The 12,057-nt window shown below is 68.9% G+C and carries 11 protein-coding genes; 2 read left to right on the top strand and 9 right to left on the bottom strand.

Annotation, left to right across the window (positions count from 1 at the left end):
- Positions 1 to 89: 89 nt before the first annotated feature.
- The 5 genes from HUA76_RS25800 to HUA76_RS25780 all read right to left on the bottom strand — a co-directional run bounded on the left by HUA76_RS25800 (position 90) and on the right by HUA76_RS25780 (position 6,623).
- Positions 90 to 1,319: an aspartate aminotransferase family protein gene (locus HUA76_RS25800; protein WP_174462360.1), complete on the bottom strand. Its 1,230-nt coding sequence runs from the start codon at positions 1,317 to 1,319 to the stop codon at positions 90 to 92.
- A gap of 56 nt (positions 1,320 to 1,375) precedes the next feature.
- Entirely contained in the window at positions 1,376 to 2,782 is a 1,407-nt protein-coding gene (hslU, locus tag HUA76_RS25795; RefSeq protein ID WP_174462359.1) for an ATP-dependent protease ATPase subunit HslU, read from the bottom strand.
- Between the two features lie 9 nt (positions 2,783 to 2,791).
- A complete protein-coding gene (hslV, locus tag HUA76_RS25790; protein ID WP_141646352.1) occupies positions 2,792 to 3,319 on the bottom strand; it encodes an ATP-dependent protease subunit HslV in 528 nt (175 codons plus the stop codon).
- A gap of 101 nt (positions 3,320 to 3,420) precedes the next feature.
- Positions 3,421 to 4,323, bottom strand: a complete 903-nt coding sequence (locus HUA76_RS25785) for a tyrosine recombinase XerC (RefSeq protein ID WP_141646351.1) — start codon at positions 4,321 to 4,323, stop codon at positions 3,421 to 3,423.
- A 59-nt stretch (positions 4,324 to 4,382) separates the two neighbouring features.
- Positions 4,383 to 6,623: a kinesin gene (locus HUA76_RS25780; protein WP_174462358.1), complete on the bottom strand. Its 2,241-nt coding sequence runs from the start codon at positions 6,621 to 6,623 to the stop codon at positions 4,383 to 4,385.
- Between the two features lie 219 nt (positions 6,624 to 6,842).
- Here HUA76_RS25780 and HUA76_RS25775 point away from each other — a divergent pair, with 219 nt between their 5' ends.
- A complete protein-coding gene (locus HUA76_RS25775) occupies positions 6,843 to 7,148 on the top strand; it encodes a hypothetical protein (RefSeq protein WP_174455219.1) in 306 nt (101 codons plus the stop codon).
- 18 nt (positions 7,149 to 7,166) lie between these two features.
- Here HUA76_RS25775 and HUA76_RS25770 read toward each other — a convergent pair whose 3' ends face one another.
- Positions 7,167 to 8,834 (bottom strand): PD40 domain-containing protein, encoded by a 1,668-nt coding sequence (locus tag HUA76_RS25770; RefSeq protein ID WP_174455218.1) that lies wholly within the window; start codon positions 8,832 to 8,834, stop codon positions 7,167 to 7,169.
- A complete protein-coding gene (gene trmFO, locus HUA76_RS25765; RefSeq protein ID WP_174462357.1) occupies positions 8,831 to 10,207 on the bottom strand; it encodes a methylenetetrahydrofolate--tRNA-(uracil(54)-C(5))-methyltransferase (FADH(2)-oxidizing) TrmFO in 1,377 nt (458 codons plus the stop codon). The genes HUA76_RS25770 and trmFO overlap by 4 nt, the downstream gene beginning before the upstream one ends.
- A gap of 282 nt (positions 10,208 to 10,489) precedes the next feature.
- Between trmFO and HUA76_RS25760 the strand changes: the two genes are divergently transcribed.
- Positions 10,490 to 10,876 carry a TraR/DksA C4-type zinc finger protein gene (locus HUA76_RS25760; RefSeq protein WP_141648807.1) on the top strand — a complete coding sequence of 129 codons (387 nt, stop codon included), beginning with the start codon at positions 10,490 to 10,492 and terminating at the stop codon, positions 10,874 to 10,876.
- A gap of 63 nt (positions 10,877 to 10,939) precedes the next feature.
- On the opposite strand, the gene HUA76_RS25755 is transcribed toward HUA76_RS25760, so the two are convergent.
- Both HUA76_RS25755 and HUA76_RS25750 read right to left on the bottom strand, forming a co-directional pair.
- Positions 10,940 to 11,509, bottom strand: coding sequence for a biopolymer transporter ExbD (locus HUA76_RS25755; RefSeq protein ID WP_174455276.1), 570 nt, complete (start codon positions 11,507 to 11,509; stop codon positions 10,940 to 10,942).
- Between the two features lie 18 nt (positions 11,510 to 11,527).
- The gene (locus tag HUA76_RS25750) at positions 11,528 to 12,049 is read right to left on the bottom strand and encodes a biopolymer transporter ExbD (RefSeq protein WP_174462356.1); all 522 of its coding nucleotides are present in this window, start codon (positions 12,047 to 12,049) and stop codon (positions 11,528 to 11,530) included.
- Between the last annotated feature and the right edge of the window lie 8 nt (positions 12,050 to 12,057).

The following is a 12,057-nucleotide window of genomic DNA, read 5'->3' as shown; positions in this document are numbered from 1 at the left end:
TTGCCGAAAGGTCGAGCCTAGGTTTGGGGGACGCGGGGCGTCAAACACCCAGTGCCCCCTCCCAGGCTCCATCCGGCGGAAAATCGGCCTCAGAGGGCCATGAGCACCCGCTCGATGATGGCGAGGCTCTGATCCAACTCCTCCCGGGTGACAGTGAACGGAGGGGCGAAACGGACCGTCCGGTCACCCGCCGCGTTGCCCAGCACCCCGGCCTCGCGCAGCCTGGCGAGCACCTGGGGCGCCTCCCGGTCCACTTCCAGGCCCACCAGCAGGCCCTGTCCTCGGACCTCGACGACGCGACCCGGGGGCAACTTGCCCTGGATTTCCCGCAGCCGGCCCAGGAAGTACGCACCCTTGGCCGTCACTTCGTCCAGGAAGCCCGGCTGGCGGATGACCTTGAGGGCGGCGTTGGCGGCGGCGGCGGCCACCAGGTTGCCGCCGAACGTCGAGCCGTGGCTGCCCGGGGACAGGCTCGCGCCCACGTCCTCGCGGCACAACATGGCGCCAATGGGCAGACCATTGCCCAGCGCCTTCGCCATGCTGATGGCGTCCGGCCGGATGCCCTCGCGCATGAAGCCGAAGGGGATGCCGGTGCGGCCCATGCCCGTCTGGATTTCGTCGACGAGGAGCAACAGGCCCTTCTCGTCGCACAACGCGCGCAGCCCCTTGAGGAAGCCCTCGGGGGCCAGACGCACCCCTCCCTCCCCCTGGATGGGCTCCACCAGGATGGCGGCGGTGGCCGGACCCACGGCGCGGCGGACCGCCTCCAGGTCACCGTACGGCACGTGGTGGAAGCCGGCCGGCAGCGGCTCGAAGCCCGCGTGGTACTTCGGCTGTCCCGTGGCCGTGACGGTGGCCAGGGTGCGGCCGTGGAAGCTGCGCTCGAAGGTGATGACCTCGTAGCGCTCCGGGGTGCCCCGGTCCTTCATCACCTTGCGGGCCAGCTTCAGCAGCGCCTCGTTGGCCTCCGCGCCGGAGTTGCAGAAGAAGGCGCGCTCGAACCCACTCCACTCACACAGCTGCGCCGCCAGGTCGATCTGCGGCTGCGAGTAGAACGCGTTCGACACGTGCCACAGCGAGTCCAGCTGCGCGTGCGCCGCCGCCACCAGGTCCGGATGACAGTGTCCGAGCGCGCACGTCGCCACGCCGCCGATGAGGTCCAGATACTCACGACCGTCCGCGTCCCACACGCGCGTACCCCGACCTTTGACCAGGACGATGGGCTGCTGCTTGTAGTTCTGCAGCAGGTGGCTCTTGGCCTTGGAGATGAGGGTGTCGTTGGAAGTCGAGGCGGCGGCGGAGGGCACGGGCTGCGGCAAGGGTGTCTACCTTCCTTGGTGGTGGGGGAACGGCTGCGAGCGCGCCATATACCGCGCTAGAGGATGTAGCGCGACAGGTCCTCGTCCTGGACGATGGAACTCAGGCGCTCACGCACATAATTGCCGTCCACCTGGAAGTCGCGGGGCCCCAGCTCACTGGCGGAGAAGGACACCTCGTCGAGCAGTCGCTCCAGCACGGTGTGCAGGCGGCGAGCACCGATGTTCTGCGTGCGCTCGTTCGCCTGCTGGGCGATGCGCGCCAGCTCCGTCACCGCGTCGTCGGTGAAGGACAGGCGCACACCCTCGGTGTGGAGGAGCGCGGTGTACTGGCGCAGGAGGGAGTTCTTCGGCTCGCGGAGGATGCGGATGAGGTCGTCACCGGAGAGCGCCTCCAGCTCCACGCGGATGGGGAAGCGCCCCTGCAGCTCGGGAATCAGGTCGCTGGGCTTGGAGACGTGGAACGCGCCCGCCGCGATGAAGAGCATGTGGTCCGTCTTCACCATGCCGTACTTGGTGTTGACAGTGGAGCCCTCGACGATGGGGAGGATGTCTCGCTGCACACCCTCGCGCGAGACGTCCGGGCCGCTGCTGCCCTTGGCGCCCTCGCGGCTGGCGATCTTGTCGATTTCGTCGATGAAGACGATGCCGCTCGACTCGGCGCGCACCACGGCCTCGCGCTGCACGCGGTCCGGGTCCACCAGCTTCTGGGCCTCTTCCTGACGCAGCAGTTGGAGCGCCTCCGGCACGCGCACGCGACGTCGGCGCGTCTTGCTCATGCCCGGCATGTTCTTGAAGAGGTCCTGCAGGTTGACGCCAATCTCCTCCATGCCCTGGCCGGAGAAGCCGCGCATGAACGTCTGCCCGCTGTCGCTCGTCTCCACGTCCACGAACTGGTCATCGAGCGTTCCCGCGCGCAGCTGGGCGCGGAGCTTCTCCCGCTCGGTGTCTCCCAGGCGCTGTGGCGCGGGAGGAGGCGGCGGAGGCGGCGAGAAGCCGAAGGGCGGCGGCGGGGGCGGAGGAGGACGGGAGCCGCCACTGTGGAGCAGCTCCATCAGCCGGTCCTCGGCCAGCTCCTCGGCGCGGGGGCGGACCTTCTCCGTCTCCTCCTCGCGCACCAGGGAGATGGCGTTCTCGACGAGGTCGCGAATCATCGACTCCACGTCGCGGCCCACGTAGCCGACCTCGGTGAACTTGGAGGCCTCCACCTTCACGAAGGGCGCCTGCGCGAGCTTCGCCAGCCGGCGGGCAATCTCCGTCTTCCCCACGCCGGTGGGTCCAATCATGATGATGTTCTTCGGATGGATTTCGTCGCGCAGGTCGTCATTGACCTGCTGACGGCGCCACCGGTTGCGCAGGGCGATGGCCACCGCGCGCTTGGCGGCGTTCTGCCCGACGATGTAACGGTCCAGCTCGCTCACCACCTCGCGAGGCGTGAAGGCGGACGGCTTTCGCGATTCGGCCACGGGGGGCTCCTAGAGCTCTTCGAGGGAGATGTTGGCGTTGGTGTAGATGTCGATTTCGCCGGCGATGGAGAGCGACTCCCGCGCCACGTCCCGCGCGGGCATCTGCGTGTGCGCCATGAGCGCGCGCGCGGCGGCGAGCGCATACGGGCCTCCGCTGCCCACCGCGGCGATGCCGTAGTCCGGCTCAATCACGTCACCCGCCCCGGAGAGGATGAACGTCTTGTCCTTGTCCGCGACGACGAGCAGCGCCTCCAGCCGACGAAGGAACCTGTCGGTGCGCCAGTCCTTGCCCAGCTCCACGCAGGCGCGCGCCATGTTCTTCTGGTGCTCCTTGAGCTTGCCCTCGAAGCGCTCGAAGAGGGTGAAGGCATCGGCGGTGCTGCCCGCGAAGCCGGCGAGCACCTGGCCCTCGCCCAGCTTGCGAACCTTCTTCGCCGTGTTCTTCATCACCGTCTTGTCGAGGGAGACCTGCCCGTCGCTGGCGATGGCGACCTTCCCGTCACGCCGCACACAGAGGATGGTGGTTCCGTGGAACATGGAGCGGGTTTAACAAGCCGCGCCCCGCGTTTCCAAGGAACACCGCCTGCCTGTCCGCTCCCGCACCGTTTCCTCGCGCCAGGGAGCGGCGAGGCGCACCCTCACGCCCGGGGATGGGCCGCGTCGTAGACCTGCTGGAGCTGCTCCCAGCTGACGTGGGTATACCGCTGCGTGGTGGACAGACTCGCGTGGCCCAGCAGCTCCTGGATGCTGCGGATGTCCGCGCCCCCTCCGAGCAGGTGCGTGGCGAAGGAGTGACGCAGCGCGTGTGGACTCACCTTGCGCGCCAGCGCGCACTTCAGCACGTGCGCGTCCAGGTGTCGGCGGATGCTCCGAGGCGTCAGCCGTCCCCCACGGAAGTTGAGGAAGATGGCCTCTGGCGCCTGGCTGGGTTTCGGCTCCGCCAGCAGCTCCCCGCGCCGGGCGAGGTATGCCTCCAGCGAGCGGATGGCCTGCGCGTTGACGGGGACGAGGCGCTCCTTGCTGCCCTTGCCCATGACCCGGACGATGCGCCCGCTCCGGTCCACGGCGAGCAGGTCCAAGTCACACAGCTCGCTGATGCGAAGCCCGCCGCCGTAGAGCAGCTCCAGGATGGCCTTGTCGCGCAGCCCGAGCACCGTCTTCAAGTCATGCACGTCCAGGAGCGCGAAGACCTCCTCCACCGGCAGGACCTTGGGCAACGCCTTGGGCAACTTGGGGCTCTTCACCAGCTTCGCGGGGCTCGCGGGCAGGAGCTTCTGCCGCACCAGGTACTTGTAGAAGGACTTGATGGACGCGAGCCGACGGGCGCGGCTCGCGGGGGCATGGTCCACGCTCAGCGTGCCCAGGTAGCCGCGAATGGCGGCGTGGGAGCCGGCCAGGAGCGAGAGCTTCATCCGCTCGACGAGGTAGCGCTCGTAGTCCACCAGGTCGACCAGGTAGTTGCGCACCGTGTGCGGTGACGACCCCTTCTCGTCCTCCAGGTGGACGCGGAACTTCTCCAGCAGCGGCGAGAGGGTCGTCATGGCGAGGTCAGCGTAGGGGGCCCGGAGAGGCTCGCAAGATTCCGGGCCCCGCGAAACCCCTACTTCGTCGGCACGGCGGGTGGCACGGCGGGAGCAACGGGCGTCGGCGCGGGCAGCAGCGCGACACACGTGGCGTCTGACAGCCACGCCTTCTCACACATCCACGTGAGGATGGGGTTGCGCACCTGCCAGAGCAGCACGAAGAAGATGAGCGCCCCGAGCCCGAACCGAGCCCAGCCGGACAGCCCCTCCGTCTCGCCATCCTCGTCCTGCTGGGCGAGCATCGCCGGGCGGACCATGTCCCGTCGGTCCACGCGCGCTCCCCGGGGCAGCCTCGGACGCCGGGTCACGAGCGTGGACAGTCCATGCGTCAACATGAGGCGGTCATTGAGCGCCCAGCCGGAGCCCTCCAGGAGCAGCGCCAGATTGCGGCGCCGCAGCTTCAGCCAGCCGAGCAGGCCCGCGGGCGCCATGACGACGATGGCGATGAGGGACGCCGCGGTGATGACGTCCACCATCGTCAGCGACTTCACCTGAGTGACGATGAACGCGAAGGACGAGCCCAACGCCGCCGCCGCGATGCTGCCCGCCGCGATGACTCCCGCGAGCCCACCGGGAGATGGGGCCGGAGCCGCCGCCGGAGCCGCGACGGGAGCGGGCGCCGCAGCCACGGTCTGCGAATACCCCTGCTCCAGCGTGGCGTCGAAGGTCTTCTCCCCCGCCGACGCGAGCCCTTCAATCTTGCCGGTGATGAACGAGGCCATGCGAGTGAAGGGCATGGTCATCGACTCCCACAGCGACACGGGCTGGCGGACGACATGCGTCACCGTGGCGTCGTGCTCCTGGCCATCCACGTCGTAGAAGACGCCGCGCTTGCCCACGACCAGGTCCGTGCTCCGGCCGCGTGTGACGGGCACCGCCACCTCGTAGCCGGGCGTGCCGTCCTTGGGCGCCACCAGCACGTAGAGGATGCACGTGGTGCCCTGGCTCGTGAGCGCCGCGTGCTCCGCGCGGTTCTTCGCGAGCACCGACAGCGTGTACTTGCGTCCGCCGAGGATGAGCGTCCCCTTCTCCATCAGCGCGGGCGCCTTGGGGAGATAGAGGTTGGGCATGCTGATGAAGTTGTTGGCGAACACCAGCAGCCAGCGCTGGTAGAGCACCAGTCGCTCCAGCTCGACGATGGCGGCCAGCGTGGGCGCCAGCGAGAGGTCCGCCTGACTGGCCGCATCGATGGCGTCCAGGTCCGTGAGCGACACGGTGGGCAGCGAGTCGGCCAGCTTGTGCACCGGGTTCGCCTCGCGCTGGGTGAACCATGCGAGCACGGCGTCCGCCTTCGCCACCAGCTCGCGCCACGCCGTGTCCGACAGGCGCTCCGAGTCTCCCGTCACCGGCGCGGCGACGTCGCGACGGAACGATTGCAGTTGCTCATAGGAGGGACCGCGCAAGAGCCGCGCCCACTCCAACACGCCCGAGGCTTCCGGCACCGCGATGGGCAGATCCCCCGCCGCCTTGCCCAGCGCGGCCGAGTCACCCAGCGAGCTCTCCACCCGCTCCGCGCGCAGCCTCAAGTTGGCCGCGGCCTCCGGCTGCACCGCCACCAGGCGGCACTGGAGGAAGTAGGTGTCCAGCAGCGGCGCCACCTCGCGGATGCGTCGCGCGCGCGACTCGCTCTCTTCGCCCCACACGAAGACGTCGCCACGCTTGCCCAGATGGGCCAGCAGCGCCTCGCGAGCCTCGCGGAAGCGCTGCAGCATCGGCCGATCCACGCCCGCCTCGCCCGAGCGGTTCTTCAACTCGGGGAAGGACGCCATGACGTCCTTCGCGAGCGGGCGCAGGGACTCCGGCAGGCGCTCCGGGGCGATGATGCCATCACCGTTCTGCCCCGACTTGCGCAGCTCCAGGTCGCTCGCTCGCACCTGGCCAAGCGAGATGCGCCCCATGTCTGGCGCGCCCACCGTGCGCAGAATCATCTCCGCCGCGGTCCGCAGCGAGGCCGCGTCCGAGGACAGCGCGTTCAAGTCCAGCACGTCACTGTTCGCGTCCGCGCCGCGCCGGTCCTTCAAGTGCTTCGCGGCCCAGGCCACCGCGGCGCGCACCTCCGCCACGCGGACGCGCGCATTGCCGTCCGTGTCCAGGAACTTGAGGAAGGCCGGGTCGCAGCTCAGCCCCTCCAGCGGACACGCCGTGGCGATCCACTGCGTCTCGGGAATGCGCGCGGCCTCCACGAGCACATCGAAGGAAGGAATGTCGACCTGGAGCGAGCCGCCATAGCGGCGATAGGTGAGCGGAGTCGAAGTCATACAGGCGGCGGACCTAAGCACACCCGACGTCACCTCGCACGGCTCCGAAGCAGCGTCTCTTCATGAGGCCAGCCGCTCGGCTGTCACGTCGGACCGGGTGTCCCATCACCCGGACGACGGCGCGCTCCAAGCCACCGGAACGACGTGCGCCTGCGAGTGGCGAGCCCCCTGCAATCGACGCGGCGGCACACCTGGCCTCGCACGAAAGAAAGGCAGCCCATGCACGCCGCCGCCGAATACGACGACCGCTTCCACCTGAGCCGCAAGCGCTACTACCAACTGCTCGCGCTCTCCACCCTCTGGTTCACGGTGAACGAGACGCCGCTGCTGCCCGTTGGCCTGCTCTTCGCGCTGCGCTTCGTGGGAGCCAACTACGAGACGACGTTCTTCCACTCCCTGCGCACGGGTCGAAAGGTCGCCCTCATGTGCCTGGGAATGGCCCTGTTCTCCCTGCTCCTCTTCGGCCCCCACGCGGGCTTCAGCGTCGGGCCCGGAGGCGTGAGCTTCCAACTCACGCTCCGGTGAACCCCACGCGACGCGCGACTACGGGAGGGCCGACACGCTGTAGACGCCGGCCTTCGGCCCCTGGGAGATGATGTACACGGCGCGCGAGTCATCCTTGCCGCCGAAGTACACCGGCACCTGGACGCCCTGGTCCAACGGCTTTCGCGCCTGCGTCTTCGCGTCGTACACGGCGATGTCGTACGTGTCCGAGTCCATCCGCGCCGACGTCGCCAGCACGCGCTGACCATCCGCGGAGAGCTTGTAGCTGAAGATGCCCTGGAGCCACGTCTGCGGGTCCGCCTTCTGGGGCAGCTCGAGCGCCTTGAAGTCACACGCGCGTCCGTTGCGGATGCAGTTGGCGCGGAACACCACCTGCCCGTTGCCCGGCATGAAGCCGTAGCCGAAGACGCCCCGGTGCACCTTCTCCGCCTTCTCCGCGCCCAGGGGATAGAGCATCAGGTCCACGGAGTACTCCGGCTTGAGGAAGCGCGAAAGGAAGGCCACGTAGCGCGCGTCCGAGCCCCAGACGAAGTTGGGCACACGGTCCCCCACCCGCTTGGGCGCGCCATCCGGCAGCGAGGCCACGGCCATCAAGCCCGCGCGCGCCGTCACGTCGTACCTGTCCAGGAAGCCCACGGCCTGCGAGTCCGGGGAGAAGGAGAAGATCTCCACGCGCTCGCCCACCTTGCGGCCCGGCCCGCCGGAGGCAGGGCCCACGTACAAGTCACCCGGCACGTCCGGCTTGCCGTTCTCCGAGCGCGCCAGCCACTTGCCATCCGGAGAGAACCCGAAGGCCTGCGCCGCCACGGCCAGCCGCTTCGGCTTCTGCGCCGGCAGCTCCGCCAGGTACAAGTCGTAGAGCCCGCGCACGGACTCACTGCGCACCTGGAAGGCCACGCGCTGACCATCCGGAGACACGGCGTAGTCACCCACCTGGTCCGCGAGCTTGCGCGGCGCCTCCTCGGGCTTCTCCACCGACACCGCCGCGAGGCCACCCGCGGCGGACAGCCGCCGCTTGAGCAGCAGCGTCTTGCTGTCGGAGGTGAACTGCGCGGTGCTCACCTCGGCCGCCACGTCGACGAACGGCCCCGAGGGCAGCGGGCCCAGCTTCAGCTTGCCGCCGTCCACGAAGGCCAGCTTCGTCCCGTCCGGCGACGGCAGCATGTAGCTGACCGCCGTGCCCAGCACCGTCGGCTCCGCCTTCGCGTCATCCAGCACCGCCACGTTGAGCGAGCCGGACTGCGAGGCCGGGTTGTAGCCGGTGAGGTACAGCGCGTGCTTCGAGTCCGCCGAGAACAGCAGCCCGCCCGGCACGTTCGTCACGCTGTCGCCCAGCTTGCGCGGCTCGCCCCCCTCCACGGCCACCACGAACAGCTCCCCGAGCAACATCTGCGGAGGCACGCCGTCCAGCCGGGGCTTCTGCCCGTTCAACAGGTACGTGGCGAAGCGTCCGTCCGACGTCAGCCGCAGGTCCGCCGCGCGGCCCGCCGCCAGCAGCAGGCCCTGCCCTGCTCCAGCGGGCGCGCCACGTCCGGAGCTGCTCGGCGCGGACGCGCGGCTCGGAGGCGCGGAGCCACCCGAGGCCGTCGCGGCGGGGGCATTCCCCTTCGCCCCGCTGTCCTCGCCCTTCTTGCACCCCGTGCCCGCCACCATGAGCGAGGCCATCAGGCCCGCGCCCAGAAGTCGTCCCAGCCTCGGCCGCATCATGCGCTCCTCTGCTCCTCAAGCTCCGGGGTGCCCGACGAGGGGACACCCGCGTGCGGCAGCCACGCCGCCAGGTCCTGCTTCGCGCGGGCCGAGTACGCCGCCCGCTTGTCCGCCTTCTTCATCCGCCCGGTCAGCGGCGGGAAGAGGCCATAGATGATGTTGGAGGGCTGATGCGGGTAGTCCGGCGGGTGCGCTTCGCCCGTCACATGACGGAACAGCGAGCCCAGCGCCGTCGTCGCCGGGGGCGGCACCCACTCCTTCCCGCTCAAGCGCGCGTGCAGCGCCAGCGCCACCAGGTAGCCACACGCCGCGCTCTCCACGTACCCCTCCACGCCGGACACCTGCCCCGCGAAGAACACCCGGGGCTCGGTCTTCAGGGACAAGTCAGCCGACAGCAGCCGGGGCGAGTCGATGAAGGTGTTGCGGTGAATCTGCCCCATCCGGAGGAACTCCGCGTTCTGGAGGCCGGGGATGCAGGAGACGAAGATGCGCTTCTGCTCGCCCCACGTCAGGCGCGTCTGGAAGCCCACCATGTTCCAGGACGTACCGGCGCGGTCCTCCATGCGCAACTGCACCACCGCGTGCGGCTCCTGGCCCGTGCGAGGGTCCCGGAGTCCCACCGGCTTCATCGGCCCGTAGGCCAGGGTGTCGTCGCCGCGTTCCGCCATGACCTCGATGGGCAGACAGCCTTCGAAGTATTTCGGTTCCTCGAAACTGTGCGGCACCACCTTCTGCCCCGCCTTCAACTCGGCGATGAAGCGGTAGTACTCCTCGCGGTTCATCGGCAGGTTCAGGTAGTCGTCGCCGCCGCCCTTGCCGTAGCGACTCTGTCGGAAGGCCACCGTCAGGTCGATGGAGTCTCCGGAGAGGATGGGGGCGATGGAGTCGTAGAAATAGAGCTTCTGCCCCACGTGCCGCTCCAGCTCACGAGTGAGGGCATCCGAGGTCAGCGGCCCGGTGGCCACAACGACGGGGCCCTCCTCTGGCAGCGTCTCCACCTCGCCGGCCACCAGCTCCACGCCCGCCTGGCGCAGCAGCGACTCGGTGATGGCCTTGGAGAAGCCCTCGCGCTCCACCGCCAGCGCGTCTCCGGCGGGTACCCGGTGGGCATCCGCGCTGCTCAGAATCAGAGAGCCCAGCGAGCGCAGCTCCGCGTGCAGCAGGCCAATGGCACTCTCCGGGTTGTCCGAGCGCAGCGAGTTGCTGCACACCAGCTCCGCGAGCTGATCCGACTTGTGCGCCGGAGAACGCTTGTGGGGCTTCATTTCGCGCAGCACCACCGGCACGCCCCGGCGGGCGAGCTGGTATGCGCACTCCGTACCGGCCAGGCCGCCGCCAATCACCGTCACCCGCTGCTGCTTCACGTCCGCCATCCTGTTCCTCCCGGGAGCGCCGAGCGCCAGCCCGTCAGCGAACAGTTAGCAGGACTGGCACGCCCTGTCCCACTCGCGAAGCCATGGGCGTCAACCCGGCGTCTTGTCCAGGGCCCCACGTCCGGCCGCCTGCCCCCCGAGCCACCTTCGCCCCTGGTTGGAAGGCGCGGTTTCCCCACCTGGGTTGCACCCCTACGTTTCTCGCGTTCATCGCTCGAGGCAGCGTTCTTCCGAGCGAGCGCACAACGCACTCGAAGACAGCAACACGGAAACGAGGCCACCATGAGCCGAGCCCAAGATTTGCTGAAGGTTCGCGAGATTCTTCAGCGCCGCAGGCGGGAAATCCTCACCACCAGCAGCGGCACGCACCGCGAGCTGACCGCGCTCAAGGAGCAGGAGCGGGATCCCGAGTACGAGGAGAACGCCCAGTCGGAGCTGGCGGACTACACCCTGTCCAGTCTGATGGAGGCCCAGCGCCGCGAGGTCATGCTCATCGACGCCGCGCTGCTGCGCATGGACACGGGCGTCTTCGGCGAGTGCGTGGACTGCGGCCAGGAGATCTCCATGGACCGCCTGGAAGCCCTGCCCTTCGCCATCCGCTGCGCGGAGGACGCCGAGCAGCACGAGCAGGACACACGCGGCGGGCACTACGCGACGCCGTCGCTGTAGCCCTGTGCCGGTGACGTGACAGGCGGGCGCTCCCTGGTTCCGCCGGGGAGCGCCGCTCGTTCTTCAGTCGCCCTCTTTCTTGAGGACGACGAAGCGGTAGTTCTCCAGCTCGTTCTGTCCCGCCGTGTAGAGCACGCTGAGGAGCAAATCGTAGGGGACCTTGCGGTCCGCGATGACCGACAGCTCCTTGCTGAAGGGCGCCTGAGGGTTGCGCTCGGCGATGTACTTCAGCTTCTCCACTTCCTTCTTGAACCGGGCGTCGAGCGGGAGCACCAGCCGGCCCTGGAGTGCCTCGGCGGGGAGCTGACCGTTCTGCAGCCGCAGCACCTCCCGCTCCCCCACCAGCAGGCTCTTGGCGGTGATGGTGACGGCGATGGTGTCCTGCGGCGTGGCGCGCGTGGTGGAGATGGGCGGCCGGACGTCCTCGGAGGCCGTCACCGCCGCGGAGGACGACGCGAAGGACTTGAGCAGGAACACCAGGAGGATGGTCATCATGTCCATCATCGCGGTGATGTTCAGCTCCTTGATTTCTCCCGCCGCGTCGCGCTCCTTGCGCTTCTTGCGAGACAGCGCCCGGCGGAAGCGCAGCCGCGCCAGGGCCTCCTCGTCGACGGCATCAGGCGCGTGCGACATGGGTTCGGAGGACATGGCTCAGGTCCCCGCCAGGGTGACATCGGGGAACAGCAACCGGCGCTGGGGACCCTGCTCCTCGCGCAACGCATCCATCGTCTGGATGAGCACGTCGTAGGGCACATCCGCGTCCGCGCCGACGATGACCTTCGTCTCCTTGGGAAACTCGGTCTTTATCTTCACCATCCACGCGTTGAGCGCGGCGTAGTCGTAGACGCCGTCGGCGGTCGTCGGCACCGTGGGCGCGCCGCCTTCTCCGAGGATGGCGTTCTCACTGCTGACGAAGTGGCCCTTGCGGGAGATGAGCACGGACAGCGTGAGCTTCGGCTCGTCGCTCGGCGACTCTGGCGTCATCCCCGTGGACGGCGCGCCGTAGCCTGGCGCGCTCACGTTGAGGATGCCGAACGAGGTCAGCCCCGTAATCGACAGCAGCATGAAGATGATGAGGTTCATGAGGATGTCGAGGTACGGGACGACGTTCAGCTCGCCCGACTCTTCTTCCTCGCGGACCTTCAGCTTGCGGCGGGAGTAGTGGAACGCCATGGCGCGCG

It is taken from the genome of Myxococcus sp. CA056 (assembly GCF_013336715.1).
GTDB classification, from domain to species: domain Bacteria; phylum Myxococcota; class Myxococcia; order Myxococcales; family Myxococcaceae; genus Myxococcus; species Myxococcus llanfairpwllgwyngyllgogerychwyrndrobwllllantysiliogogogochensis.
Note: the sequence above shows the minus strand (reverse complement) of the source record. Positions and strands in the feature narration are given on the sequence as shown.

Coding starts and splice junctions, on each gene's coding strand:
- HUA76_RS25760 (WP_141648807.1), top strand. CDS start 10,490: ATGAGCCGAGCCCAAGATTTGCTGAAGGTTCGCGAGATTCTTCAGCGC.
- HUA76_RS25750 (WP_174462356.1), bottom strand. CDS start 12,049: ATGGCGTTCCACTACTCCCGCCGCAAGCTGAAGGTCCGCGAGGAAGAA.
- HUA76_RS25780 (WP_174462358.1), bottom strand. CDS start 6,623: ATGACTTCGACTCCGCTCACCTATCGCCGCTATGGCGGCTCGCTCCAG.
- HUA76_RS25785 (WP_141646351.1), bottom strand. CDS start 4,323: ATGACGACCCTCTCGCCGCTGCTGGAGAAGTTCCGCGTCCACCTGGAG.
- HUA76_RS25770 (WP_174455218.1), bottom strand. CDS start 8,834: ATGATGCGGCCGAGGCTGGGACGACTTCTGGGCGCGGGCCTGATGGCC.
- HUA76_RS25775 (WP_174455219.1), top strand. CDS start 6,843: ATGCACGCCGCCGCCGAATACGACGACCGCTTCCACCTGAGCCGCAAG.
- trmFO (WP_174462357.1), bottom strand. CDS start 10,207: ATGGCGGACGTGAAGCAGCAGCGGGTGACGGTGATTGGCGGCGGCCTG.
- hslV (WP_141646352.1), bottom strand. CDS start 3,319: ATGTTCCACGGAACCACCATCCTCTGTGTGCGGCGTGACGGGAAGGTC.
- HUA76_RS25755 (WP_174455276.1), bottom strand. CDS start 11,509: ATGTCGCACGCGCCTGATGCCGTCGACGAGGAGGCCCTGGCGCGGCTG.